Annotated in this window: 25 protein-coding genes; 23 read left to right on the top strand and 2 right to left on the bottom strand. The window is 64.4% G+C overall.

Annotation, left to right across the window (positions count from 1 at the left end; all coding sequences use genetic code 11):
• Positions 1-5: 5 nt before the first annotated feature.
• The 23 genes from IVB19_RS13375 (at position 6) to IVB19_RS13265 (ending at position 25254) form a co-directional block, all read left to right on the top strand.
• Positions 6-851 (top strand): ABC transporter permease, encoded by an 846-nt coding sequence (locus IVB19_RS13375; protein ID WP_240543193.1) that lies wholly within the window; start codon positions 6-8, stop codon positions 849-851.
• Between the two features lie 3 nt (positions 852-854).
• Positions 855-1829, top strand: coding sequence for an ABC transporter ATP-binding protein (locus IVB19_RS13370; protein ID WP_026233650.1), 975 nt, complete (start codon positions 855-857; stop codon positions 1827-1829).
• Positions 1830-1858: 29 nt separating this feature from the next.
• The gene (locus IVB19_RS13365; protein WP_247337529.1) at positions 1859-2791 is read left to right on the top strand and encodes an ABC transporter ATP-binding protein; all 933 of its coding nucleotides are present in this window, start codon (positions 1859-1861) and stop codon (positions 2789-2791) included.
• A 339-nt stretch (positions 2792-3130) separates the two neighbouring features.
• Complete coding sequence (locus IVB19_RS13360; protein ID WP_026233649.1) at positions 3131-4381, top strand: ABC transporter substrate-binding protein; 1251 nt, start codon at positions 3131-3133, stop codon at positions 4379-4381.
• 130 nt (positions 4382-4511) lie between these two features.
• Positions 4512-5339, top strand: coding sequence for an AraC family transcriptional regulator (locus IVB19_RS13355; protein WP_027569321.1), 828 nt, complete (start codon positions 4512-4514; stop codon positions 5337-5339).
• 200 nt (positions 5340-5539) lie between these two features.
• Positions 5540-6550, top strand: a complete 1011-nt coding sequence (locus IVB19_RS13350; protein WP_085350842.1) for a branched-chain amino acid ABC transporter permease — start codon at positions 5540-5542, stop codon at positions 6548-6550.
• Between the two features lies 1 nt (position 6551).
• Positions 6552-7673 (top strand): branched-chain amino acid ABC transporter permease, encoded by a 1122-nt coding sequence (locus tag IVB19_RS13345; RefSeq protein WP_018458739.1) that lies wholly within the window; start codon positions 6552-6554, stop codon positions 7671-7673.
• The gene (locus tag IVB19_RS13340; RefSeq protein ID WP_027569318.1) at positions 7666-8448 is read left to right on the top strand and encodes an ABC transporter ATP-binding protein; all 783 of its coding nucleotides are present in this window, start codon (positions 7666-7668) and stop codon (positions 8446-8448) included. Before IVB19_RS13345 ends, IVB19_RS13340 begins: the two co-directional genes overlap by 8 nt.
• Positions 8441-10654, top strand: coding sequence for an ABC transporter permease (locus IVB19_RS13335; protein ID WP_247821466.1), 2214 nt, complete (start codon positions 8441-8443; stop codon positions 10652-10654). The genes IVB19_RS13340 and IVB19_RS13335 overlap by 8 nt, the downstream gene beginning before the upstream one ends.
• A 3-nt stretch (positions 10655-10657) precedes the next feature.
• Positions 10658-11491 carry a phosphoenolpyruvate hydrolase family protein gene (locus IVB19_RS13330; RefSeq protein ID WP_018458736.1) on the top strand — a complete coding sequence of 278 codons (834 nt, stop codon included), beginning with the start codon at positions 10658-10660 and terminating at the stop codon, positions 11489-11491.
• A 25-nt stretch (positions 11492-11516) separates the two neighbouring features.
• On the top strand, positions 11517-14417 hold the full coding sequence (locus IVB19_RS13325) for a flotillin family protein (protein ID WP_247821465.1): 2901 nt from the start codon (positions 11517-11519) through the stop codon (positions 14415-14417).
• Between the two features lie 9 nt (positions 14418-14426).
• A complete protein-coding gene (locus IVB19_RS13320) occupies positions 14427-14864 on the top strand; it encodes an SRPBCC family protein (RefSeq protein ID WP_018458734.1) in 438 nt (145 codons plus the stop codon).
• 5 nt (positions 14865-14869) lie between these two features.
• Positions 14870-15319 (top strand): SRPBCC family protein, encoded by a 450-nt coding sequence (locus tag IVB19_RS13315; protein ID WP_018458733.1) that lies wholly within the window; start codon positions 14870-14872, stop codon positions 15317-15319.
• A complete protein-coding gene (locus IVB19_RS13310; protein WP_085350839.1) occupies positions 15316-16134 on the top strand; it encodes an FAD binding domain-containing protein in 819 nt (272 codons plus the stop codon). Before IVB19_RS13315 ends, IVB19_RS13310 begins: the two co-directional genes overlap by 4 nt.
• 5 nt (positions 16135-16139) lie before the next feature.
• Complete coding sequence (locus tag IVB19_RS13305; RefSeq protein WP_247821464.1) at positions 16140-16616, top strand: (2Fe-2S)-binding protein; 477 nt, start codon at positions 16140-16142, stop codon at positions 16614-16616.
• Positions 16617-16627: 11 nt separating this feature from the next.
• The gene (locus IVB19_RS13300; protein ID WP_247821463.1) at positions 16628-18229 is read left to right on the top strand and encodes a xanthine dehydrogenase family protein molybdopterin-binding subunit; all 1602 of its coding nucleotides are present in this window, start codon (positions 16628-16630) and stop codon (positions 18227-18229) included.
• A 1-nt stretch (position 18230) separates the two neighbouring features.
• Positions 18231-19253: a xanthine dehydrogenase family protein molybdopterin-binding subunit gene (locus IVB19_RS13295; RefSeq protein ID WP_085394197.1), complete on the top strand. Its 1023-nt coding sequence runs from the start codon at positions 18231-18233 to the stop codon at positions 19251-19253.
• A gap of 7 nt (positions 19254-19260) precedes the next feature.
• Entirely contained in the window at positions 19261-20142 is an 882-nt protein-coding gene (locus tag IVB19_RS13290; RefSeq protein WP_018458729.1) for an AAA family ATPase, read from the top strand.
• The gene (locus tag IVB19_RS13285; RefSeq protein ID WP_247821462.1) at positions 20139-21260 is read left to right on the top strand and encodes a vWA domain-containing protein; all 1122 of its coding nucleotides are present in this window, start codon (positions 20139-20141) and stop codon (positions 21258-21260) included. The genes IVB19_RS13290 and IVB19_RS13285 overlap by 4 nt, the downstream gene beginning before the upstream one ends.
• Complete coding sequence (locus tag IVB19_RS13280) at positions 21257-22141, top strand: amidohydrolase family protein (RefSeq protein WP_247821461.1); 885 nt, start codon at positions 21257-21259, stop codon at positions 22139-22141. The genes IVB19_RS13285 and IVB19_RS13280 overlap by 4 nt, the downstream gene beginning before the upstream one ends.
• A gap of 41 nt (positions 22142-22182) precedes the next feature.
• Positions 22183-23031: an MBL fold metallo-hydrolase gene (locus IVB19_RS13275; RefSeq protein WP_007593031.1), complete on the top strand. Its 849-nt coding sequence runs from the start codon at positions 22183-22185 to the stop codon at positions 23029-23031.
• A gap of 18 nt (positions 23032-23049) precedes the next feature.
• Complete coding sequence (locus IVB19_RS13270; protein ID WP_247455623.1) at positions 23050-24624, top strand: isochorismatase family protein; 1575 nt, start codon at positions 23050-23052, stop codon at positions 24622-24624.
• A gap of 3 nt (positions 24625-24627) precedes the next feature.
• Positions 24628-25254: an FMN-dependent NADH-azoreductase gene (locus IVB19_RS13265; protein WP_247821460.1), complete on the top strand. Its 627-nt coding sequence runs from the start codon at positions 24628-24630 to the stop codon at positions 25252-25254.
• Between the two features lie 23 nt (positions 25255-25277).
• Here the strand turns inward: IVB19_RS13265 and IVB19_RS13260 are convergent, their stop codons facing one another.
• Positions 25278-26327 (bottom strand): LacI family DNA-binding transcriptional regulator, encoded by a 1050-nt coding sequence (locus IVB19_RS13260; protein ID WP_085352453.1) that lies wholly within the window; start codon positions 26325-26327, stop codon positions 25278-25280.
• Positions 26324-26968 carry a ThuA domain-containing protein gene (locus tag IVB19_RS13255; protein WP_247455620.1) on the bottom strand — a complete coding sequence of 215 codons (645 nt, stop codon included), beginning with the start codon at positions 26966-26968 and terminating at the stop codon, positions 26324-26326. Before IVB19_RS13255 ends, IVB19_RS13260 begins: the two co-directional genes overlap by 4 nt.
• Positions 26969-26971 lie beyond the last annotated feature (3 nt).

Genomic DNA, 26971 nt, shown 5'->3' with positions numbered 1-26971 from the left:
ACAGCGTGACATTGTGGCTCAAGCCGTTCATCGCCCGCCCGATCGCGCTGGCCGGGCTCGGCGTCCTTCTGGCGACTGTGCTCGCCGCGGTCTTCGCACCCTGGCTGTCGCCTTACGATCCGTATGCCATCGATCCCCTGATCCGCCTGACGCCCCCGAACATGACCCACTGGTTCGGCACCGACCAATTCGGCCGGGATACCCTGTCGCGCACCATTCATTCAGCACGCATGGCACTTTTGATCGGCTCGGGCGTGGTCGTCTTCGCTCTCGCGACAGGCGTTCCGGCCGGCGTACTTTCCGCACTGTTCCCGCGGCTGGGTCACCTGCTGATGCGCATGGTCGACGTGCTGATGGCCTTCCCGACTCTGCTTCTCGCACTTGGCCTGATTGTCATCTTGAGCCCGAGTGTGGCCACCGTCATTCTGGCCATTGGGATCGGCTACATGACGACGACGACCCGCATCGTCTACGGACTGACGCTGCGCTTGCGCGCGGAAACCTATGTCGAGGCGTCCCGCAGCATGGGCGCCGGAGCGGCATGGCTCATCAGTCGGCACATCTTGCCGAACCTGGTCTCGCCACTTCTCGTGCAGGCCAGCTTCGTCTTCGCGTTCGCGCAGCTCGGCGCGGCTTCACTCGATTTCCTGGGCCTCGGCGCCCCTCCGGACATTCCGAGCTGGGGCAATATGCTGGCGGAGTCACGGACCTTCATCACCCGCGCGCCGTGGCTGCTCTTCTTCCCGGGCATGATGATCGTGGCGACGGCATTTTCTCTGAACCTGGTCGGCGATGCATTGCGCGATCGACTCGATCCGCGGTTCCGTCAAGTCTTTGGTGAGAAGGGTTAGGCCGTGCTGACAGTTTGCGACCTTACGGTGTCAGTGGGGCCGGAAACCGCGCCGGTCGACATCGTCGCGGGCGTGTCCTTCGGCTTGGCCAAGGGCGAAATCCTCGGCCTCGTCGGCGAGTCCGGCTGCGGAAAGAGCATGACCTCGCTTGCGGTCATGGGATTGCTGCCGCAGCCCGGTCCCCGAGTCCGGGCCGGGCGCGTCCTGTTGGAGGGCTGCGACGTAACGCAGCTGCAGCCCTGGCAACGTGTCGAAGCGGGCCACGGCCGCATGGCAATGATCTTTCAGGAGCCGATGACCTCACTGAACCCTGTTCGTCGGATCGGCGATCAGATCGCCGAAGCCGTACGCGTGCATGAGGGAATTTCGGGCGCAGCGGCGCTGGTCCGTGCGCGCGAACTGCTCGAACTGGTACGTATGCCCGACCCCAAGATGCAGCTGTCCGCGTATCCGCATCAGTTGTCCGGAGGCCAACGCCAGCGGGTCATGATCGCGATTGCGCTGGCCTGCAGGCCACAGGTGCTGGTCGCCGACGAACCGACCACTGCGCTGGATGTCACCATACAGGTTCAGATTCTCGGGCTCTTGCGCGAGCTCTGCAATCGGCTCGATATGGCGATATTGTTCATCACTCACGACATGGGAGTCATTGCGCAGCTCGCCGATCGTGTCGCTGTCATGTACGCCGGCCAGATCGTGGAAACCGCTTCAGTCGATGCGCTGTTCGGCGCACCCCGTCATCATTACACCCGCGGACTGATGGATTGCATGCCGTCGCGAAATTCCGGCGCGCGCCGGCTGCCGACCATTTCTGGTCAGCCGCCGCTGCCAGGTTCGGTCGCCGCTGGCTGCGTGTTTGCCTTGCGTTGCGCAGCGGTGCGCGATGAGTGCCGCGTGGCGACCCCGCCCCGCCTGGAGGCTTCCCAAGGGCACGAGGTGCTCTGCGCGTTTCCGCTGGCCGGCGGAGAGCTGCCATGAGCGGCAATGTAATCCTCGAGGTCCGGGACATGATGGTCTCGTTCAGTGCCAGGCGGGCCGGTCGGAAATACCGGGTGCAGGCGGTGGATGGTGTATCGCTGTCGCTGGCCGAAGGCGAGGTCCTCGGGATCGTGGGCGAGTCCGGCTGCGGCAAGACCACGCTGGGCCGAGCCCTCGTCGGGCTGGTCCAGCCCGACAGCGGCAACTTCAATTTGAAGGGAACCGAAATGATCGGAGCCCGCGGCTCCGGCCTCCGCGAGATGCGTCTGAGCGTCCGGATGGTTTTCCAGGACCCCAATGCATCGCTCAACCCGCGGCGCGCAATTGGAGATTCGGTGGCGGAGGCGGCCGACATCAGCGGCTTCTTCAAGAACCGCGCCGAGCGCAGCGCGGCCATAGCTGCCACCTTGACGGCCGTCGGGTTGAACCCGTCTTTCGCCGCTCGCTACCCCTACGAACTGAGTGGCGGGCAACGGCAACGGGTCGGAATCGCACGCGCCATTCTTCCCACGCCGTGCATCATCGTCGCCGACGAGCCGGTCTCGGCCCTCGACGTGTCCGTGCAGGCCCAAGTGCTCAATCTGATGATGGATCTGCGTGACCAATTGAGACTGTCGATGCTCTTCATCTCGCACGACTTTGGCGTGATCGGGCAGATCAGCAGCCGCGTTGCTGTCATGTATATGGGCCGCATCGTGGAGCAGGCCGGGACGCGGACGGTCCTGGATCATCCGCTCCATCCCTATACGCGCGCGTTGGTGGCGGCAATTCCGAAGCCCGATCCATCGAAACGGATCCAGGGCGCGATCGAAATGGGTGAACCGCCAAGCCTCTTCACGCGACCGCACGGCTGTGCATATGCGCCCCGCTGCCCTATGGCCAGCGATCGCTGTCTCGTCGATGTGCCACAACTTCGATCTGTCGGTGCGGACGGTCGGACGATCGCCTGCCACAACGTATAACCAGCGAGTGCCGCGCGCCGCGAAATGACGCAACGCCTACGATTGATTTCTCCTCTATTCGAGCGATCCAATTCAAGCGGCGGCAGTCCGCGGCCGCCATGCGGCTGGCGGGTGCAAATCGGGAAGCCTGACGCCTGTTGCACCGCGATGTTAATCGCGACGCAACATTCAAAATGAGACTGCCCGTTAAGCCGCGCACGGCTCCAGCACGTGCGCTGCATCGGAGTTCGGTTAGCCTCCGTTTCAAGAACCGTTAGCCTTGTCCGAACGCCGCACCGCGCGGCGGGCGCGTCAAGGCGCGGTGAAAAACAGTGACAAGAACGCCCAGGGAGGAGAGCAATGTTGAAAGGCAGTCTAGGACTGATCGCGTTGAGCAGCCTGTTACTTTCGGGCACCGCCTTCGCACAGGAGAAGATCAAGGTCGGCGTCACCGCGACGCTCGAAGGCACCTACACCGTACTCGGCGAGGACGGCATCCGCGGCTTCCAGACGGCCCTCAACGTCCTCGGCAAGAAGGTCGGCGACAAGGAACTCGAATTTGTCATCGCCTCGACCGACGCGACGCCGGACTCCGCCGTACGAGCCGTGCGCAAGCTGATCGAGCAGGACAAGGTACAGATCCTGCTGTCGCCGCTCTCTGGTGACGAAGGCATCGCGGTCAAAAATTTTGCAAAGACCCATCCCGAACTGACCTTCATCAACGCCGCCTCCGGGGCCCAGGAAACGACCTATGTCGATCCGGCTCCGAACTTTTTCCGCTACAACATGGACGGTGCGCAGTGGCAGGTGGGCCTCGGCAAATATGCTTATGACGAAAAGAAGTATCGCAAGATCGCGACCGTCGGCGAAGACTACTCCTTCATCTATACGCAGGTGTTCGGCCTCGTGCTCGAGTTCTGCGGTGCCGGCGGACAGGTCACCAACCGGCAATGGGTGCCGCTCGGCACCAAGGACTTTGCCTCGGTCATCGCCGCACTGCCCGACGACGTCGACGCAATCTATCTCGGCCTCGGCGGCGCCGACGCCGTCAACTTCCTGAATCAGTACCAGCAGGCCGGCGGCAAGGCGCATCTGATGGGCGGCTCGATCATGATCGACCAGACCATCCTGTCGTCCAAGGGAAACGCCAAGAATGCCCTGATCGGCACGCTGGCCGCGAGCGGCCAGGCCGACACTTGGGAGAACCCAAGTTGGCAGAAGTTCGTGAAGGACTATCAGGACGCCTTCCCGCCCAACAAGCGCTTCCCGAGCCCATCGCTGCTCGCCACCAACTATTACGGCTCGACCATGGCGCTGATCCAGGCGCTCCGCCAAGTCAATGGCGATCTCTCCAACAATCAGGCCAAGTACAAGGAGGCCCTTGCCAAGATCGAGATCGACGCACCCAACGGCAAGATCAAGCTGGACTCCAACCGCCAGGCGATCGGCACCAACTTTGTCACCGAGGTCGTCGACGACGGCAAGGGCGCGCTGTTCTCAAAGGTCGTGAAGGTGATCCCGGACGTCAACCAAACGCTGGGCTACGATCCCGCGGTGTTCGCCAAGATCGGTTTGCCGAGCCGCACAGTACCGGAATGTAAGAAATACTGACCTAGTCTCATTCGCGAGCGATGACCGGCCGGGGAGAGATTTGCCAGAAGCGCGACACGTGCGCCCTTGCATTCTCTCCTCGGTTGTTGAACGCTACCAAAAAATACCAAGAGCTTTTGGGAGGAGAGGCATGAGCCGGGCGCTCGCCGTCTTCCACGGCCGCTTTGGTCGGGCGACGGTCTATCAGTTGAACCGCCCTTTCAACATCCACGCACATCGCGAAGGTCATTTGATCTTCCATGTCGGCGGGCGTTCCGCATGCATCGATGTCAGTGACGGACGTTACGAGCTCACCGAAGGTTCCGTCGTCGCGGTCAATCCGTGGGAGCCGCATAATTTCCTGCCGTCCGATCTCGAAGGCGGCGCCGTTTTCTTCGTGCTCTACGTCAATGCGGAGTGGTTTGCGCCCGACGCGCCCGGCGCCGACCGCCTGCGCTTCGGCCGCACCCAGTTCACGCGGTCCGTTGCGCTGGACAAGCACATCAGGCACGCAGCCGCCCTCGTGTGCGGCGCTCCCTCGCTCAACAGCCTCGATGGCGAGCTGAGAAGCCTGATCGACATCTGTTATGACGAAAGCTGGCAACAGGCGGCGACCGCGCGCGATCCGCGCGCAAACGGTTCCGTCACGGATTTTCGCGTGCGCAAGTGCATCAAGATGATGTCGGAGAGTCCTGGCGCCGAGATCGAGCTCGATACCATCGCGCGCGAATCTGGCCTTTCCCGGCCGCATTTCTACCGGCTCTTCCGCACCCAGACCGGCGTCACGCCACACCTCTATCTCAACACGCTGATGATGGAGCAGGCGCTGGAGGCGCTGGTGGCGAGCGAAGCGCCGATCGCCGATATCGGCTTCGATCTCGGCTTCTCGTCGCAGAGCGGATTCACCCGCTTCTTCGCTGCCAATGTCGGCATGGCGCCGACCGATTATCGCCGCGCGGCCAAGGTTTTGCGCGCCTGAGGTCACGCGAAAAGATACTCACGATCAAGCGCCTCCGTTACAGCCGCATTAGGATGCGACAAACGCGATCCCGAAACGAGGATCGCGCGCGATAGGGAGCGCACGTTCATGGCAGGGCTTGCGGCCGGCGACGGTCTGCGTGCCCCTCCGCCCCGCTTGCGGGGTGAGAGATGGGGTGACGCGAAGACGGAGCGGCGATAATGACCCGCTTTGTCGAACGCCATCCCGCCTGGGCACTGATTGTCATCATCGCAATCGCGGTAGCACTCTGGCTGATTTTCGCAGTGTGGCCGCAGAGCGTCGAAGATGCGTTCGGCCGCAAGCGGGTCTTCCTCAACGCGCTCTTCAACGGCATCACGCTCGGCGGTCTCTATTTCCTTGTCGCCAGCGGCTTTACGCTGATCTTCGGCTTAATGCGTAACGTCAACCTCGCGCACGGCTCGCTCTATTTGTTCGGCGGCTATGTCGGCTACGCCATCAGCGTCGCGACCGGTTCATGGGTCCTCAGCTTCATCGTCGCTTTCATCCTGACGGCACTGGTCGGCGTCCTGCTCCAGGTCCTCGTCTTCCGCCGCATGGAAGGCCAGGACCTGCGCCAGACCATGGTGACGATCGGACTCTCGATCGTGTTCGCCGATTTGATGCTGTGGGCATGCGGTGGCGATTTCTATCAGATCCAGACCCCGAACTGGCTGATCGGACCTGTGGAGCTGCCGCTGGTCACTGCGGTCAAGTCCTCAGGTGAGCCGGTCTATCTCCGCTATCCCCTGGTCCGACTCGTGATCTTCGTCGCCTCCGTCGTGATCGGCGTGGCGATGTGGCTGGCGCTCAACCGCACGCGCATCGGCATGATCATCCGCGCCGGGGTCGACGATCGCGACATCCTGGCTGCGACCGGAGTACGGATCCAACTCGTTTTCGTGGTGGTGTTTGCGCTCGGCGCCGGCCTCGCTGGCGTTGCGGGCGTTGTCGGCGGAACGTTCCAGTCGCTCTCACCCGGCGAGGATATCCGCTTCCTGCTCGCCTCCCTCGTCGTTGTGATCGTCGGTGGCATGGGCTCGATCCCAGGGGCTGCGCTGGGCGCGCTCATCATCGGCCTCGCCGAACAGCTCGGCTCGGTCTACATCCCGACCTACGCCATCGTCGTGACCTTCCTGATCATGGTTTTGGTGTTGGCAATTCGGCCGCAGGGCCTGTTGGCGAGGCGCTGACATGTCCCTCGCCCACGACGCCCGCGTCCCGGTTCGTCCCGCCACTGCGGTGCAGCGCTCGAAATTGCGCGGATGGCCGGAGATCGACAATCCGGCGGCCTGGGCCGTCGCGGCCATTCTCCTAATCATGCCCCTGATCGCCAACGGCTTCTTCCTGATCGAGATCTTTGCGACCACGCTGATCCTCGGAACCATGGCGCTGAGTCTGATGTTTCTTGCCGGCTATGGCGGCATGGTCAGCCTGATGCAGCTCACCATCGCGGGTTTCTCCGCCTATATGGTCGCGGTGTTTGGCGTCAGCGGCAACGCCAATATCAGCCTGGGCTGGCCGTGGTGGCTTGCGGTCCCAATGGCGCTCGCGCTCGCGACCATATTCGGCACGCTCGGCGGCGCGCTGGCGGTGCGCACCGAGGGCATCTACACCATCATGATCACGCTCGCGATCGGCGCGGCGTTCTATTATTTCACTAACCAGAACTGGGCGATCTTCAACGGTCATACCGGCATCAATACCGTTGCCACACCGCATTTCTGGGGCGTCAACTGGCGCGCCGACATTCCATTCTACTATATCGTCCTCGCAGTAGCCGCGCTGTGCTACTTCGCCGTCGACTACATCTCCCGCGCACCGTTCGGCCTCGCGTTGCAAGGTGTCCGCGACAATCCCCGCCGCATGGCGGCACTCGGCTTCAACGTCAATGCGCATCGCGTCGCGGCCTACGTCTTCGCGTCCTTCGTCGCGGCGCTGGCAGGGGTACTCCAGGTCTGGAATTACCGGCAGATTTCGCCGGGATCCGTGAGCGTTGGGGCCTGCATCGATATCCTCATCATCGCAGTCGTCGGCGGCATCACGCGTCCCATCGGACCCTTTATCGGCGCGCTGATCTTCGTACTGCTGCGGACCTTCGCACTCGACTTCCTGGTCAAGCTGGGGCTCGACGGCAACCGCTTTCGGCTCCTGATCGGCCTCGGCTTCCTCGCTATCGTGTTCTGGTCCTCGGACGGCGTCATCGGACTCTGGCAGAGCTGGCGGCGCCGCCAACGCTCCGGCGCGGCAAGTTCAAGCGGACGACGTGGCCGAGAATCTGACCAAGGATCCAGCCAAGGATCCCACCATGGATAGCGTCGCGCAACGCCTCTCTGTCGTGGGCGCCGGCGCGGCGCTGGAGCTGCGCGGCGTGACACGTCTGTTCGGCGCGCTGGCGGCACTCACCGACATCACCATTACCGTCCGCCCCGGCGAACGGCGCGCCGTGCTTGGCTCTAACGGCGCCGGCAAGACCACGCTGTTCAACTGCATCACCGGCGACTTCCCACCTTCTTCCGGCACCATCCGCTTCTTCGGCGAGGACGTCACGCACTTCCCGCCCTATGAGCGCATCCGCCGTGGCCTGCGCCGGACTTACCAGATCTCCGCGCTGTTTCCGGGCCTTACCGTCCAGGACAATGTCTACCTCGCCTGCCGTGGCGTCTCACGGGGACGCTTCTCGTTTCTCCGCCCCGGTCAGAACGATGCGTTGATGCACGCGGCCGAAAATCTCGTGCAGGCCGTCCATCTCTCGGGCGTGAAGGATCAGCGCGTTGCCGAGCTCGCGCATGGCCAGCAGCGCCAGCTCGAGATCGCACTTGCGCTTGCCGGCGCGCCGCGATTCGTCCTGTTCGATGAACCCGCCGCGGGGCTGTCGCCGACCGAGCGTGCCGAGCTGATCGAGATATTGATCTCCCTGCCCGCGCATATCGGCTACATCATCATCGAGCACGACATGGACGTCGCCCTGCGCGTCGTCGAGAGCGTCACGATGATGCACAACGGGCGGATCTTCAAGGAAGGCCGTCCGCAGGAGATCGAGTCCGATCCCGAAGTGCAGGAGCTTTACCTCGGAGGCGGCCATGAATGAGGTCCGCCGTACCGCCGCCGCGCTCGAAGTCCGCGGCCTGGACGTCTATTACGGCCATTCGCATGCGCTGCAGGGCGTGGATCTGACGCTCGAGGCCGGCGTGTTCTCGGTCGTTGGCCGCAACGGCATGGGCAAGACCACGCTATGCAAGGCCATCATGGGGCTGGTGCCGGTCAGCGGCGGCTCGATCCGCATCCGCGGGGATGAGATCACCCGACAGCCGCCTGCCCACATAGCCCGACTCGGCGTCGGCTACGTTCCGCAGGGACGGCGGCTGTGGCGTTCACTCAGCGTCGATGAGCATCTGCGGCTTGCCGCCGGCTTGCGCCGCGGCGCCTGGACGGTCGAGCGCATCTACAAGACGTTTCCGCGGTTGGCCGAGCGCAAGGATCACGGCGGCGGCCAGCTCTCCGGCGGCGAGCAACAGATGCTTGCGATCTCGCGCGCGTTGCTCACCAACCCGCGGCTCCTGATCATGGACGAGCCCACTGAGGGGCTCGCGCCCGTCATCGTGGCCCAGGTCGAGGAGATGCTGCTACGACTTGGCGAGGACGGCGACATGTCCGTGCTCGTGATCGAGCAGAATATCGGCGTGGCGACCGCCGTGTCGCCCAATGTCGCGATCATGGTCAACGGCCGCGTCAACCGCATCATCGATTCGGTGCGGCTTGCCGCCGATCGCGAACTGCAGCAGCGCCTGCTCGGTGTCGGAATGCACGCCGGACTCGAGCTCGACCTCGACGTGCCGCCGGTGGATACGGAAGCGAAGCCTTCTCCGCCGCAAACGCGGCCAGGCGGCGCGATCCGCATCTACATGTCCAATCCGACGCCGCCGACACGCTGGTCGCAACCGGTGCCGATCGCCCGCATCGAGGCCGCGGCTCGCACGCTCTCGACACAGGTGATGCGTCTCGACGAGACGGCACGACGCCGGCACGAACCAGTCGCGGCGCAAACGCAGGGCTCCCCGGTCGTGCTCGTCGTCGGTACGCTCGACACCAAGGGCACGGAGCTCCGTTTCATCCGCGACATCATCGCCGGGACAGGCCTGCGAACCCGATTGGTCGATGTCTCCACCAGCGGCAGGCAGGCGGCCAGCGACGTCTCCGCCCAGGAGATCGCCTTGAATCATGGTCGCGGCGGATCGGCTGTGTTCGGACCCGACCGCGGCGCCGCCGTCACTGCGATGGCCGAGGCCTTCGCCAGCTGGCTGCGGCGCCAGAGCAATGTTGCCGGCGTGATTTCGGCGGGCGGCTCGGGCGCAGCGTCGCTGGTCGCGCCCGGTATGCGGATGCTTCCTGTCGGGGTGCCGAAGCTCATCGTCTCGTCCGTGGCCTCTGGCGACGTCGGGCCCTATGTCGGCCCCACCGACATCACCATGATGCATTCGGTTACCGACGTTCAGGGCCTCAACTCGATCTCGCGCGCCGTGCTGGCCAACGGCGCCAACGCGCTGGCCGGCATGGTCAAAGCGCGCCTTGATCAGCATGCGCGGAAGGATCGCGGCGACAGCGGATTGCCGTCGGTCGGCATCACCATGTTTGGTGTCACCACGCCGGCGGGGCAGAAGATCGCGGCCGACTTGCGCGAGGATTTCGAGTGCCTGGTCTTCCACGCCACCGGCGTCGGAGGACGCTCAATGGAGAAGCTCGTCGATTCCGGACAGCTCGCAGGCGTCATCGACCTCACGACCACGGAGGTCGGCGATCTCCTGATGGGCGGCGTGTTCCCGGCCATCGACGACCGCTTTGGCGCCATCATCCGCAGCCGAGTGCCTTATGTCGGCTCGGTGGGCGCTCTGGACATGGTGAATTTCGGCGCCCCCGAGACCATCCCGGAGCGCTACCGCGGCAGGAAATTCCACGTCCACAACCCGCAGGTCACGCTGATGCGCACCACTGCAGAGGAGAACGAGCGCATGGGGCACTGGATCGCCGACCGGCTCAACCGGATGGACGGCCCGGTGCGCTTCTTCCTGCCTGAGGGCGGTGTCTCCGCGCTCGACGCGCGAGGACAGCCATTCTGGGATCCGGACGCCGATGCGGCGCTGTTCCGCACGCTGGAGCGCAACGTGCGGCAGACCGCCAACCGTCAGCTCATCCGCATTCCCAAGAATATCAATGACCCCGAGTTCGCCTCCACCATCGTCAGCGCGTTCCGAACATTGTTCGGCCGCATTGGGGCGCGCCGGAGACTAGCGAGGTGACCGATGGCCCGGTTTGAACGCGCTGCACTGTTGAATCGCTTCCGCGAGATGGCAAGGCGCGGCGAGCCCATCGTCGGCGGCGGCGCCGGCACCGGCCTGTCGGCCAAGTGCGAGGAGGCCGGCGGTGTCGACCTCATCGTCGTCTACAATTCCGGCCGCTACCGCATGGCCGGCCGAGGCTCGCTCGCGGGATTGATGGCTTACGGCGACGCCAACGCCATCGTGCTGGAGATGGCCGGCGAAGTGCTGCCCGTGGTGACCAGGACGCCAGTGCTCGCCGGCGTCAATGGCACGGATCCGTTCCGCGACATGGATCTTTTCCTGGACCAATTGAAAGCGCTCGGATTCGCTGGCGTACAAAACTTTCCGACCGTCGGCCTTATCGACGGCGTGTTCCGCGCCAATCTCGAAGAGACCGGTATGTCCTATGCCCTCGAGATCGACATGATCGCAAAGGCGCGCGAGAAGGACCTGCTGACGACGCCCTACGTCTTTAGCGAGAAGGAAGCTGCCGCGATGGCGATCGCAGGCGCGGATATCATCGTCTGTCATCTGGGCCTGACGACCGGGGGCAGCATCGGCGCGCAGACCGCACTCAAGCTGACGGATTGCCCAGCGCACATCGATACCTGGGCCTCCGCCGCGCTCGGCGTCAATCCGGACATTCTGGTGCTCGCTCACGGCGGACCAATCTCCGATCCGGACGATGCCGATTTCATCATGAGGAACACACGCAACTGCCACGGCTTCTACGGCGCCTCCTCAATGGAACGGCTGCCGGTCGAGCGGGCGCTGACGGATCAGGTTCGCAAATTCAAGGCGATCGGCGCGCGATAACGCCGAAAGGTCGAGGGAGAGAAACATGTCAGGGACTCTGGTCGGTGAATTGATCCTCTGGCTGATCGTCGCCGTCGTGGTGATCGTGGTCGGCGTCTACATCGTGAACTGGCTCTATCACCGCTCGTCCAAGGAGACCTCATTCGTCCGGACCGGCCTGCTCGGCGAGCGCGTTGTGATCAACGGCGGCGCCTTCGTGCTGCCGTTCATCCACGACTACACGCCCGTCAACATGAACGTGCAGCCGATGGGCATCGTGCGCTCCCGCCAGGACGCCGTGATCACCCGTGACCGCATGCGCGTCGACATCGAGGCCGATTTCTATGTCCGCGTGCAGGCGACCCGCGAAGCCGTGTCTATCGCGGCCGCCACACTCGGCCGCCGCACCATGGAGCCCGAACAGCTCCACGCCCTCCTCGCCGGCAAATTCATCTCGGCCATTCGTTCCGTTGCCTCGGAGATGACCCTCGAGCAAATGCACGAGCAGCGCGGTGAGTACGTCGCCCGCCTCAAGGCGAACGCCGCAGAGGCCCTCGCCCAGAACGGGCTCGAGCTGGAATCAGTCGCGATCACCGATCTCGACCAGACCGATCTCGAATTCTTCAACCCCTCGAACCGCTTCGACGCCGAAGGTCTGACCCGCCTGATGGAGGACATCGAGGCCAAGCGCAAACTGCGCAACGACATCGAGCAGGATTCGATGATCAAGATCCGCTCCCGCAACCTGGAGGCCGAGCGGCAGGCTCTCGAGATCGAACGCGAAAGCGAGACGGCGCGCCTCGAACAGGAGCGTGACATCGATATGCGCCGCGCCCTGCAACGCACCGAGGTCGCACGCGAACGGGCCCTGCGCGAGACCGAAGCTGAGCAGGCGCAGATTTCCGCCCGTGAAACCATCGAGAAGGCGCGAATCGCCAACGACCAGGCGATCGCCGAAGCCCGTATCGCCTCGGAGCGTGAGACCCGCCAGCGGGAGATCGAGCGCACCCGCACCATCGAGGAGAAGGAACTGCTCGCACGGGAGGAAATCGAAAAAGCCCGGATCGCCAACCAGCGCTCGATCGATACCAGCCGCATCGCTTCCGAGCGCGAGGTGCGCCAGCGCGAAATCGAGCGGATGCGGACCGTCGAGGAAGCCGAGATCACCGCCCGCGAAGCGATCGAGAAAGCGCGTATCCAGCAGGACCGCGTCGTGACCGACGCCCGCATCGCTAACGAAGAGGAGACCCGGCGCCGCGAGATCGACCGGACCCGCGCCGTGGACGAAGCCGAGATTGCTGCCCGCGAGACGACCGAAAAGGCCCGCATCGCCCAGACCATGATTGTCAATGTCGAGCGCATCGCATCCGATGAGCGCACCCGTGCGCTGGAGATCCAGCAGGTGCGTAACATCCAGGAAGCCGAGATTGAGGCGCAGCGCGCGGTCGAGGCGGCGCGCATCGACCGGGAGCACAGGCTCGCCGTCGAGCGCATCGCGGTCGAGCAGAATACCCGGCAGTTGGAAATCGAGCGAAATCAGACGCTGGAAGTCGCAGAGGTCGCGGCGCGCGAAGCCACCGAAGCTGCCCGCATCACCCAGCAAGAGCGCGTGCGGTCGCTGGAAATCGCCCGCAACCGGGCTGTCGAGGAAGCCGACATTGCCTCACGCGAAGCCATCGAAGCCGCCCGGATCGCGCAGGAGAAGTCCGTTGCAGCCGAGCGTATCCAGGCCGAGCGTGACACGCGCGCGCTCGAGATCGAGCGTACTGCCGTGATCGAGGCCGCCGAGTTGAACCGGCGCGACACCATCGAACGCCAGCGCATCGGCGTCGATCTCGCGCTCGAATCGGAGCGCATCACTTCCTCCAGGAAGCGCGAAGTACTCAACATCGAGCACAAGAAGGCGATCGAAATCGCGGATGAGGACCGCGTCATTGCGCTCTCGACAAAGAAGTCCGAGCGCATCGACGCCGACCGCCTGGTAAAGCAGGCCGAGATTGTCGCGCGCAAGGAGGTCGAGACCACGGACGTCTCGCGCGAGCAAGCGCTGGAGGCGGCGCGGATCGAACGACGCCGCTCGGTCGAACAACTCGAAGTCGCCCGCGTCCAGTCGCTCCAGGAAGCCGAGATTGCCGCGCGCGAAGAGGTCGACCGCGCCCGCATTGCCTCCGACCGCGGCCTCGACGAGGCGCGCATCGGCCGCGAGCGCGAGCTGCGCAAGCTTGAAATCAATCGCGAGAAGGAAGTCGAGACCGTTCTGATGGAGAAGGCGATTGCCATCCATCTGAAGTCGTTGGAGGAATCCGCGGCCAAGGCCTCAGCCGAGGAAGCGCGGGTGCATGCCACTGAGGCCACCGAGCGCGTCATTACCGCGCGCGAGAGCGAGATCGCGAAGCGCCGGAAGACGGTGGAGATCCTGATCGCGGAGAAGCAGGCCGAGGAGACGCGAATTGCTGCGGAAGCCGAACGGATCCGCGCTGCAGTCGAGGCCGAGGCGCAGCGTATGCTCAACGAGGCCGAGAACGTGCTGACCGACCAGGCGCGCTACTCGCTGTTCCGTAGAAAGCTGCTCGACCGCATCGAGGGCATTGTCCGTGAGAGCGTCAAACCGATGGAGAAGATCGAGGGCATCCGCATCCTTCAGGTCGATGGCCTCAATGGTAACGGCCATGGCGGCAATGGCAGCCGCAGTGCCACCGACGAGGTGATCGACTCGGCACTGCGCTACCGCGTCCAGGCGCCGCTGATCGACTCGCTTCTGGCGGACATCGGCGTCGAAGGCGGCAACCTCGCCAGGATGCCGGGCCTGATCCGGGAGGCTCGCGACATGCAGGGCATCAAGGACTCCGCGCGCAAGGGCGGCGGTGGCGAGAAGCCAGCCGCTGCACCCTCGCCTGCAGCCGACGGCGAGCCGCCCGCCGAGCGCAGCCCCCGAAAGAAGAGCTGAGGTCGCACCATGGCCCGCGTCTACGTCTCGACCGTCGTCAAGGCGCGCAACGATCGCGTCTGGGCGCGAGTGCGCGACTTCAACGGTCTGCCGAACTGGCATCCCGCGATTGCGGAAAGCCGCATCGAGGGTGGCGAGCCCTCCGACAAGATCGGCTGCGTCAGGGATTTTCGCCTCCGCAACGGCGATCGCATCCGGGAAAAGCTGCTTGGCCTGTCCGATTACGACATGTTCTGCACCTACTCGATCCTCGAATCCCCGATGGGGGTCGAGGACTACGTCGCGACGCTTCGGCTGACGCCGGTCACGGATGGCGACCAGACCTTCATGGAATGGACCGCTGAGTTCGAATGCGCACCCGAGCGGGAGGCGGAGCTTGTCGCGAATATCGGCGGCGGCGTGTTCCAGGGCGGCTTCGACGCCCTCAAACGCCAGTTCGGAGGCTGAGCGCAGTGCCGCATATCGTCAAGAGCACGATCCTGGATGCGCCGACCGGGTCCGTGTGGGCGGTGCTGCGCGATTTCAACGGGCACGATCGCTGGCATCCGGCGGTCGCGGCCTCCACCATCGAGCGGGCGCAGGCCTCGGACAAGATCGGCTGCGTCAGGCGGTTCAAGCTGCAGGACGGCTCGGAGCTGCGCGAGCAATTGCTGACGCTGTCGGATCTGGAGCAGACCTTCAGCTACTGCCTGCTCGATACGCCGGTCCCGATGTTCAACTACGTAGCCCACGTCCGCCTGCTGCCCGTGACGGACGGCGACCGTACCTTCTGGCACTGGGAATCGCGCTTCTCGACGCGGCCGGAGGACAAGGATCGTATCACCCACATGGTCGCGGAAGATATCTACCAAGCGGGATTCGTAGCGATCCGCCGACACCTCAAGGAGGCTGTGTCAACATGACTGTGACGGTGAAGACCTTCACAAGCTCGAGCGAGGCCGCCGCCGCGCTGTCGTCCGATCGCACCGCTCGCTATCTCGGTGGCGGCACGCTCGTGATGCGCGCTCTGAACGAAGGCGATATCTCGCTCTCGACCATCGTGCGCGCCAATGACCAAGCCTTGACGCGCATCGACCCATCTGGTCCGCGGATCACCTTGGGTGCTGGCGTAACTTTCGCCCGGATTCTGGGCGAGCGTGACCTCGCTTTCCTGCACGCCCCTGCCCGCTCGATTGGCGGCCCGGCGGTGCGCAACATGGGTACGGTGGGCGGCAATCTGTTTGCGCCTAATCCCTATGGCGATTTCACCGTCGCCCTGCTTGCGCTCGATGCCACGGTGGCCCTGCAAGGCGGCTTTGGATCGCGCGACATTCCAATTGAGGAGTTTTTGCAGTCGCGTGAAAGGCAGGCGGGCATGCTCGTGCTGTCGGTGTCCTGCACGCGACCGACAAGCCCGGAGGCTTTCCGCTACCGCAAGATCGCGCGGATCAAGCCCAAAGGCGGCTCGGTCATCACGCTCGCCGCACATCTACCAATCAGTGGCGGACGGATCGCCGGGGCACGAATTGCATTGGGATCGATGGCGCCGACGCAAATACGTGCGCGGGCGGCCGAACGCGCTTTGGAAGGCCGATCGCTCGATGCCGCGACCGTTGCGGCCGCAGCCTCCGCAGCCGCGGAAGGAACATCGCCATCCGACAACGCGCTCGGCAGCGCCTGGTATCGCCGCGAGATCGTCGGCGTACATCTGCGTCGTCTTCTCTTGGGTCAGGAATAGATCGTATGGCCAAGACTGCCCTGCAATTTCGTCACAACGGCAGCGAGGTCGCCATTTTCGTCGATGGCGGCACCAACCTGCTCGTCGCGCTCCGCGAATTGATCGGCGACATGACGCCGAAATTCGGTTGCGGCCAGGGCGGCTGCGGCACGTGCAGCGTTCTGATCGATGGCGAGCTTCATCTCTCCTGTCTGACGCTGGCCGAGACGGTCGCGGGCCGCTCCGTCGAGACGCTGGATAGCCTGAAGCAGGGACCGAACCTCCATCCGCTGCAACGCGCCTTTGCCGAGAATTTTGCTGCCCAGTGCGGATATTGCACGCCGGGCATGCTGATGGCTGCCAAGGCATTGCTCGATCGCAATCCCTCCCCGAGCCGCGCTGAAGTCGTCGAGGCGATCTCCGGCAACATCTGCCGGTGCACCGGCTACGAGCCGATCATCAACGCCATCCTCGCTGCCTCCGGCGGCCGGGTGAGCGCCTGAAGGACCAGATCATGCTGGAACTGCGCAAAGACATTTTCGCCGACGAGCGCGACGACGATCTCAAGGAGATCGGCAAGGGCACACAGCGCCAGGACATGCTCGGCCATGTCACGGGCACATCGAGCTATTTCAACGACCACAAGCTCCAGGGCATGCTGCACCTGAAAGTCGTTCGCTCGACCCATTCGCACGCAAGGATCCGGCGGATCGACACAACCGACGCTGAACGCTCAGCCGGCGTGCGCCGGATCATCCGCGGCTCGGACGTGCCCCGCAACCTCAACACACTTTTGAGCCTGATCAATTTCGGCAAGGACGACGAGCCGTCGCTGGCCGTCGACAAGGTCCGCTACAAGGGTGAGCCGATCCTAGCCATCGTCGCCGACAGCGAGCGCGAGGCTTTTGAGGCCATTGCGAAGGTACGGATCGACTATGAGCCGCTGCCGGCCGTGTTCGACGTGGAAGATGCGCTGAAGGCGGGCGCGCCCGTCGTCAACGATACCTATCCGAAGAATGCCTTCATTTATCACGACAGATACGACCACCAAAAGCTCCGCTTCGGCGATGCCGATGCCGCACTCGCGACTGCCGATCACGTGCTCGAACAACGCTACCAGATGTCACCAATCGAGCACGCGCCGACTGAAACCAACGGGTCGATCGCGGCGCCCGACACCAACGGGCGCTATGTCGTCTATACGTCGACGCAGGCGCTGTTCTTCTCGGTCGACACCTGCGCCAAGATCCTCGACGTCCCTTCCAACACCTTCCATTTCATTGGCGGCACCGTCGGCGGCGGCTTTGGCGGCAAGGTCGACACGCTGACCGAACCGTTATGCATCCTGGGTGCGATGCTGACGGGACGTCCCGTGCGCTACGTGTTCGGACGCGAAGAAGAGATGCAATACGGCCCGCCGCGCGGCGCCGAGCGCATCTACATCAAGGACGGCGTGATGCGCGATGGCCGCGTCGTCGCGAGAAAGATCCGCGCATATTTCGACAGCGGCGCATATACGCGGCTCTCCAGTTATGCAGCGGTGAAATGCGCAGCCCATCTGCCAGGACCCTACACCATCCCGAACGTCTATGGCGACGTCTACTGCGTCTTCACCAACCGTACGCCTGCAACCGCGATGCGCGGCTTCGGCGTCACCGCCATGGACTTTGCGATCGAATGCCAGATGGACAAGCTCGCGAACCTCGTCGGCATGGATCCGATGGAGTTCCGCATCCTCAATGCCTATCGCGACGGCGACATGAAGGCGCATCGGCGCGAGGCCAAGAACACGGCGCTGATCGAGTGCGTCCAGGTCGCGGCCGAGAAAGCCAAATGGCCGATCCGCGACGAGTTCAAGCGCGCCTCCTCCCGCAAAGACGGAGGCGGCAGCCGCGCTGCCATCCCGCGGACGCCTGCCGACATCCACGCACGGACGACCGCGCCGGCGCAGCAGCGCACGAGCTATGATCGCCTGCCAACGGCCGCGTCGCGCGAACCCCCGCGCGAGCCCCCACCGCCCGCGCCGCCACCGCCATCGCCGTCGCCACCGCGACCAACATCGCCCTCGCATGGGGCGGGCCGATTCTCATCCGTGTTCGGCACCAGGAGGCGTTGAGATGACGCGACATCGCGGACGCGGCATCGCGTCGGTCAACTATCCCATCGGCATGAACCTCGGCGGCGATCCCAGCCAAGCCCTGGTTCATTCCAATCCAAGCGGCAAGTTCACCGTAGCGCTGTCCTCGATCGACCTCGGCCAAGGCATGAAGTCGGTCACGCGGCAGATTTGCGCAGAGACGCTCGGCGTACCCGTCGAGGACGTCTATGTCGATACCGCCGATTCCGATACTGGCCCGCATTGCATGGGCTCGTTCGCCTCGCGCGGCACCCATCGCGTCGGCAATGCAGTGATGGCGGCGGCGCGCGAGGCGCGCGGCGTGATGATGGAGGCGGCCGCAGAAGAACTCGAGGTCAACGCCGCCGATCTCGAAACCGACGGACGTGGCAACATCCACGTCAAGGGCGCGCCGCACCGCTCGATCTCCACCAAGGACGTCGCCGTCGCCGCGCAGTTCAAGCAGGGCAAGACCATCGCCGGCCGCGGCATCTTCCTGGTTCCTCTGTCCAATGTCGATCCGGAAACCGGCGAGATGTCGCCGGCGACCTGTTACGCCCATGCCTGTCTCGTCGCCGAGGTCGAGGTTGACGACGAGACCGGCGAGGTCACGATGATCCGCATGGATTCTGCCTATGAGCTCGGCCGTGCGCTCAACCCGCGCCTGGTCGAGCAACAGCTCGTCGGCGGCGCCTGGATGGGCGTCAGTCACGCGCTCTACGAGACGCCAGAACCCTATTATCCCGACCCGGTCCACGGCCCTCGCGACTTCGTCGAATATGTCATGCCCGGTCCTGGCGATATCTGCCCGCACGACATCGCCGTATTGGAACGCCCCGCTCCCGATGGCCCCTTCGGCGCCAAGGGGCCCGGCGAAATGTGCGCGAATCCCGTATTGCCGGCCGTTGCGAACGCCATCTTCAACGCCGTCGGCGTGCGCATCGACGATCTGCCGATTACGCCGGAGAAGGTGCTGCGCGCGATCAAGGCCGAGGGCGGCGCGCGCCCTCAGGCGCGGCGCTGAGGTCTCGATGGCCGTCCGCAGCAACATCGTCGGCATCGACAGCCCAGAGGCACTGGAGAAAGCGCTTCGGGCAGCCTATTACCTTGCCGACGAGGGGCTGGCGACCGCAGCCTATCTCGGGCTGGCACTCGGCAAGCCATTGCTGCTCGAGGGCGCGCCGGGCGTCGGCAAGACCGAGGCCGCCAAAGCCATTGCCGCGGTCCTCGGCCGCCGCCTGATCCGCCTGCAATGCTACGAAGGCATCGACGCATCTGCCGCACTCTACGAATGGAACTATCCGCGCCAGATGCTCGCAATCCGCCAGGCCGGCGATGAGAGCGTCGACATCTACGGCGAAACGTTTTTAATCGAGCGACCGATGCTGGCGACGCTGCGCGCACCTGACTCAACTGTGCTGCTGATCGACGAAATCGACCGCGCCGACCAAGAATTCGAAGCCTTCCTGCTCGAGTTCCTGTCCGACTTCCAGATCTCGATTCCGGAGCGCGGTACGGTTCGCGCCTCTGAGCGCCCGGTTGTCGTCCTGACCTCGAACCGCACGCGGGATCTTCATGAAGCGTTGCGGAGGCGATGCGTCTATCACTGGATTGACTATCCCTCCGCCGAGCGCGAAGCGCGCATCGTGATGATGCGGGCCTCCAGCGTCGCCGAGGGGACCGCGCGGGCCGTCGTCGCCGCCGTCGAGAAGCTGCGACGCGAACCACTCAGCAAGGCGCCCGGGATCGCCGAGGCCGTCGACTGGGCCGAGGCCGCCACGCTGCTGCACAAGGGCGGCGCACGGTGGCCTGATGCCTTCAGGCGCTCGATCGGCGTTGCCTTGAAAGACGAGGAGGATCTGCACTTCATTTCGCCGCGCCTCGATGCCCTGCTGGCGGAGGCCTCTGCATGAGCGCCGAACCCGAACTGCCGCGCGCTGCGCGTGTATTCATCTCGTTCGTCGGCTTGTTGCGAACGAACGGATTTGCCGTCGCACCGGAACAGACGACGTCGTTCCTGGCCGCAATCCAGTTGCTCGGTCCCCGCAGCCTGGAGGACATTCGGCAGGCAGCCCTCGCAACACTGGCTCCTCCACCGGAGCGTCGCGCAACGTTCGACCGGCTGTTCGATCTGCATTTTCGCGGGAACGAGGCAATCGACCGCGTCAATGACGGTGAGGACGACGAGACTGTTCGGCTGCAAGAGGAGGGCCGTGGAAACGACGAGCCGCTGTTGTCGGACGAGGCCAACGAGTCCGGTCTCGCAGCTGCGCGCGCCGGAGCCCTGGTCGAGCGCCGCTTTGCGCAGCTCTCGACCACCGATGCGCTGCGCCGGCTGTCCCGCGAGGCGCCGAGGCGCCTGCCGAAGCGGCGCGGCCATCGCCGCATGCGGGCTCGCAGCGGACCCTACGCGGATTTGCGCCGCACCCTGCGCGACTCCGTTCGCAGCGATGGCGAAATCCTCCGGCTGGGACGTTTGAAGCGGCGGCAACGCCCGCGCAAGGTGTTGCTTCTGATTGACGTCTCCGGCTCGATGAAGACCCGCACCGAAGAGAATATGAAGTTCGCGCACACGCTGGTGCAGGCGGCACCCAACGTCGAGGTCTTCACCTTCGGCACGCGGCTGACCCGCATCACCCGCCCGTTGCGACTCAAACGCCGAGAGCAGGCGCTCAGGGCGGCGGCCCATGCGGTCAGCGACTGGGACGGCGGCACCCGAATCGGCGACGCCCTTCAGGCCTTTCTCGCCGTGCCCCGCTTCGGCGGATACGCGCGGGGCGCTGCCGTGATCATCGTTTCCGACGGCCTGGAACGGGGCGAACCCGATGCACTGCGCGATGCGGTCGCGAAACTATCGCGCCGCGCGTGGCGCGTGAGCTGGCTGACACCGCTCGCGGCTGGTCCCGACTTTCGCCCGCAGACCGAAGCGCTGGTCGCGATCGAACGCTTCGTCGACGACCTCGTCGATGGTGGCTCGAGCGCGTCGATCGTCGCGCATGTGCTGGCGCTGGGACAAAGGAGAGTTGCGTGACCGACGTCGTCGATGGACACCATCATATCTGGCGCCAGACCGACCTGCCCTGGCTGGTGGGTCCGATGCGGCCGCGCATCTTCGGTCCATACGAGCCGATCCGGCGCGATTACCCGATCGAGGAATATCTCGGCGACATCGAGGGCAGCGGCGTTACCCGCTCGGTCTATGTCCAGACCAACTGGGCCAATGACCGCTTCGAGGACGAGGCCGCTTGGGTGCAGCAGACCGCCGAGGAGCACGGCTGGCCGCATGCCATCGTAGCTTACGCCGACTTTTCGGTGGACGACGTGCGTCCACAGCTCGACCGCCTGAAGCGCTATGCCCTCGTACGCGGCGTTCGCATGCAACTGCATTGGCACGAGAACCCGCTTTATCGCTTTGCCGCGCGGCCGGACCTTTGCACCGATCCCGTGATCCAGCGCAATATCGCCCGCCTTGCGGATTATGGCTGGAGCTTTGAGCTTCAGGTGTTCACGCCACAGATGCCTGACGCTGCGCGCCTTGCGGAATCCTGCCCTAAGGTGATCTTTATCCTCCAGCACGCCGGCATGCTGGAGGACCTTTCACCGGCAGGCCGCGCCGCGTGGCGCGCCGGGATGGCCCGCCTCGCCGCATGCCCGAACGTCGTGTCGAAACTATCGGGGCTCGGAACCTTCATCCACCGCAACGACCCCGCGCATATCGCATCCGTCCTGACCGATACGATTGCAATCTTCGGCGCCGAACGCTGCCTGTTCGGCTCGAATTTTCCGATCGAGAAATTGTGGACCAGCTATCGCGCGTTGATCGATGCATTCCGTGCCGCCGCGGCGCCGCTACGCGATGATCAGCGCGAAGCCATTTTCAAGACCACCGCTATGCGCGTCTATCGGCTCTGAGCGCCGAGGAAACAACGAGAACGGACACAGGGAGGGACGGAATGCCGCTGGAGATCAAGATTTTGGACTATGGCGATATTGAGCTGGAATCGAGCTTTTTGGTTCTCGGCCGCGATTGCGGCCGCACCCGCCGCGTCCTCACCCTCGGTTTCCTGATCCTCGGCGGCAAGTATCCGGTCGTGGTAGACACCGGTTACCGTTCCAACCAGATCATGGAAACGCTGGGGATGCGCGGCCTGCAGTATCACGAGCACATGATCGAGAACCAGCTTGCGCGGCACGGCGTGCGGATGGGCGATGTGCGTTTCGTCTGCCACACCCATCTGCACATCGACCACGCCGGCAAGGACGATCTGTTTCCGATGAACACGACCGTCGTCCTCAACCGTCGGGAGCTTGAATATTCTGTGTCCGGCCTGATGCATCCGCAATATCCGGCGCCGGATATCAAGCATCTGATCGACCGTCTGCACACCAAGAGTGCGCTGCGCTTTCTCGACCTCGAGATCACAGGTCCCATCGAGTTGATGCCGGGTGTCTACTGCGACGCCGCGAATGCGCATACCGAGGGATCGATGAATATCATCGTCGAAACGGCCGACGGCATCGCCACCATCTGCGGCGACGTCATCTATGATTTCAACGACCAGATCGTGACGCCCTTCAACGAGATCCACGACTGGGAGCCGCGCACCACTGGCAACCACGGCACCACCAAGCGGGCCGAGAAGGCCGCCATCAAAAAGCTGCTCAGCAATTCGCGCTATCTGCTGCCGGTCCACGACCGCCCCGCCAAGATCGAAGGCGGCAACGTCGTCGGCCGGCTGCACGACCAGGTGCCTGGGCCGGTCGTGCAGTCTCTGCCCCAGCGCAACTGGTTTCCGGCCTAGACGCCAGAGGATCGACCGATGACCCACGTCACCTTGCGCTCCGAATTCGAGACCCTGATCGATCCCTACGCACCAGTCGCGCAAATCGGCACCGGTTTTGACTTCACGGAGGGACCGATCTGGCATCCGGTCGATCATTATCTGCTGTTCTCAGACATGCCGGGCGACGTGCGCCGGCGCTGGGATTCGCGGCACGGCATTGCCGAGGTCAAACGCCCGTCGAACAAATGCAACGGCATGACCTATGACGCCGAACTTAATTTGGTCGTTTGCGAGCACGCGACATCGTCGTTGATCCGCGAGCGGCCGGACGGGCGGCGCGAGGTGCTGGCCTCGCACTTTGGGGGACAGGAGCTCAACAGCCCCAACGACGTCTGCGTGCACTCCTCCGGCGCGATCTATTTCTCGGACCCCTGGTATGGCCGCATGCCGGTCTATGGCGTCGAGCGGCCGAGGCAGCTCGGTTTCCAGGGCGTCTATCGCGTCGTGCCCGGCGCCGAGCCGAAGCTGGTCGTGGATCGCAATCTGTTCGACCAGCCGAATGGGCTGTGCTTCTCGCCCGACGAGCAATTGCTCTATGTCAACGACACCGTGCAGGCACTCATCCATGTATTCGACGTCAACGGTGACGGCTCGCTGTCGAGTGCGCGTGTGTTCGCGAGCGGTATCCGCTCCGAGCTCGAGCCCGGCTTGCCCGACGGCATGAAGTGCGACCAGCACGGCAACATCTGGGTTACGGCACCCGGCGGGGTCTGGGTCTATTCGCCGCGGAGCGAGCTGCTCGGCAAGCTCCGCTTGCCCGAACTCGTCGCCAACCTTACCTGGGGCGGGCCGGATTTCCGCACGCTGTATCTGACTTCGACGCACTCGGTCTATGCCATTCCCACCAGGGTCGGACCGCGCCACGAGCCCTATATGAGCGGCAAGCGAGGCAGCGGCACGGCGGCCGCGGGCTCTGCTTCCGCTGCCCCCATCCTTGCCGACGGCGAAATGCAGCTCGACCCGCGACGCTGCGCCATGATCATCCAGGATCTCCAGAACGACGTCATCATGGACGGCGGCGCCTTTGCCGATTCCGGCGCGCCAGGTCACGCGAAGCAGCAGCGCGTCGTCGAGAATGTCCGCCGCCTGGCCGAAACGGCACGGGTGCGCGGCGTCGCCATCATTCATGTCTGGTTCGTCGTCGAGCCCGGCGCGCCCGGCGTGACGCTGAATGCGCCGCTGTTCGAGGGTCTCGTCGACAGCAAGGCGATGGTGCGCGGAAGCTGGGGGGCGGCACCGGTGTCAGGTCTCGAACCACGGCCCGGCGATTTCGTGGTCGAGAAGGTACGAATGAGCGCCTGGGAAGGCACGAGGCTCGAAACGATCCTGAAAGCCACCGGCCGCGACATGATCATCAACACCGGCGCCTGGACCAACATGTCGGTCGAGCACACGGCGCGGACCGGTGCCGACAAGGGCTACTTCATGATCGTTCCCGAGGATTGCTGCTCGACCATGAACGCCGATTGGCACGCCGCGTCGATCGATTTCGCCATGCAGAACGTCGCCGTCGTGACCAAGGCCGATGCGGTCATCAAAGCGCTGGGATGAGCGGTGGCGAAGCTCCTGCACCTGTCTTGCTCGCCCCGCGGCGACTCCTGGTCAGGCGCCGGCGCACGCGTTTTCCTCGACGGCTTTCGCCGAGCTCGGCCCGACTGGGACGTGGACGTTATGGATCTCTGGCGCGAGCGCTTGCCGGAATTTTCAGGCCCCATTGTCGAAGCCAAATATGCACGGATGAAGGCGCAGGCCTTCAACGACGCGCAGCGGGACAGCTTCGCGGAAGCCGAGCGGATGGCGGTGCGCTTAGCGCTCGCCGAGCGGGTGCTGATTTCGACGCCGATGTGGAACTTCGGCATTCCCTATAAGCTCAAGCAATGGTTCGACATCATCGTCCAGCCCGGGCTCACCTTTCGGTTCGATCCGTCGCTGGGGTATATCCCTTTGCTGAAGGACCGGCCGACCATCGTCATCATTGCCAGTGGCAGCGATTTCGCCACCGGAATGAATCGCGGGCGCATCGACATGGCAGCGCCTTACCTGCGCGAAATTTTGCGTTTTGTCGGTATCAACAATGTCCGTTTCATTCCGATCGGACCAACCACCGGACCGCAACAGCCCATTGAGGTGGCTCGCGAACGAGCCCATCGACGCCTGGCCGCAATGGCCGAGAGCTTCTGATGCGCCCCGCAGGTCAGTCGAGGCTACGGCAGATTGTCCCGCAGAAAAATGTCGATGCGGATGCGCTCCTGGTCGGGGCTGATCGGCTCACCCGAACAATGCGCGAGCAGGACTCGCGCCGCAGACCGTGCCTCGTGGCCGGGATCCTGGTTGATGATGGCATCGAGCGTGCCGCGGACCAGGAAACGCCGCGTGTATTGGGTCAGCTCATGGGCAATCCAGACCACCTCGCGCGCCCGTCCCGAGGCCTCGAGCGCGTCGGCGATGCCACGGTTCCCGGCGCCGCAGCAGTATATGCCGCGCAGATCGGGCTGGCGCGCGAGCAGTGCCGCAGTGAGCTCCCGGGTGCGCTCGCTGTCGTCGCGGCCCTCGATCACGGGCAGCGCGTGCAGGTTCGGATACTCGCTGGACAGGATCTGGTGGAAGCCGAACTGCCGCTCGGTGTGATCGCGCAGCGACAACGATCCCGCGATGACGGCCACCGTCCCCTTGCGACCAGTGAGGAACCGTCCCATCAGCGTTGCAGCGGTGCGGCCTGCCGCCGGGTTGTCGATGCCGACATAGTGCAGCCGGCGCGAGCTCGGCGCGTCCGACACGAGGGTCACCACAGCGACCCCGCGCGCAGTGAGTTCGTCGATCGCGGCGCGCACCCTGGGATGGTCGAGCGCGATCACGGCGACGCCCTGATAGGCAGGCGAGAGATTTTCCAGCGCGGCGGCGAGTACGTCCGGATCGAACACGTCGACACGCAGGATATCAATGAAGCCGCGCTGGCCGGCGAGCCAGTCTGCGGTGCGCTGGACCTGCTCGGTCAGGTTGGTCATGAAGCTGTTGCTGCCCGTCGGCAGCACAAAGGCAAAGCGGAACGTCTGCCCGCGGGCAAGCCGCGCGGCCGCGACGTCGGCTCGATAGCCGAGTTTTGCCACCGCGGCCTCGACCCGCGCGACGGTCTTGGCGCGCACGCCCTCGCGCCGGTTGACGACGCGGTCGACCGTGGCGAGCGAAACACCCGCCGTGCGCGCAACGTCCTCAAGCGTGGCACGAATCACCGGCTGGCTCGCACCAGCATTCATTCGCGCGCCGCCCACAGCATGCCGCGGGTCATCAACGTTCGGATTTCCGGTACGTCGAGTTCGTAAGCGCGGTGGCCGAGCGAGGAATAGAACACCCTGCCCGCGCCGTATCGCTTCTTCCAGACCACGGGCATTACCACGCCCTCGATCCAGGGCGCGTGCTCGCCGGTGAAGGTCGTCGTCGCCAACACCTCGTTGGCGGGGTCGACATGCATGTAGTACTGCTCGGAACGATGCTCGAAACTCTTCACGCCCTTCATGATGGGATCATCCGGTTTCGTCAAGTCGACCTTGTAGTCGATGATGTTGCCGGGATGCGCAACCCACTGCCCGCCGCACAGGAACTGGTAGTCGACGGAATCGCGGAACGCGTCGCCCATGCCGCCATGATGGCCGGCGAGCCCGACGCCGCTTCGGACCGCAGCGCAGAGATTGAGCACTTCCGCCTTCTCGATCTTCGACATGGTGTAGATCGGGATGATCAGTGACAGGTCGTGAATCGCGGGATCGGCGAACGCGGCGGTGGTGGTTTCGATCCGCACCTCGAAGCCTTCAGCCTTCAGCCAGCCGCGGATCATCGAAGCGCAGAGATCGGGATCGTGTCCCGGCCAGCCGCCCCATACAATTAATGCCTTGCGCATGGT

Source organism: Bradyrhizobium sp. 187, assembly GCF_023101005.1.
Taxonomy (GTDB): domain Bacteria; phylum Pseudomonadota; class Alphaproteobacteria; order Rhizobiales; family Xanthobacteraceae; genus Bradyrhizobium; species Bradyrhizobium canariense_D.
The sequence above is the reverse complement of the archived record's forward strand: the minus strand, read 5'-3'. Positions and strand labels throughout refer to the sequence as shown.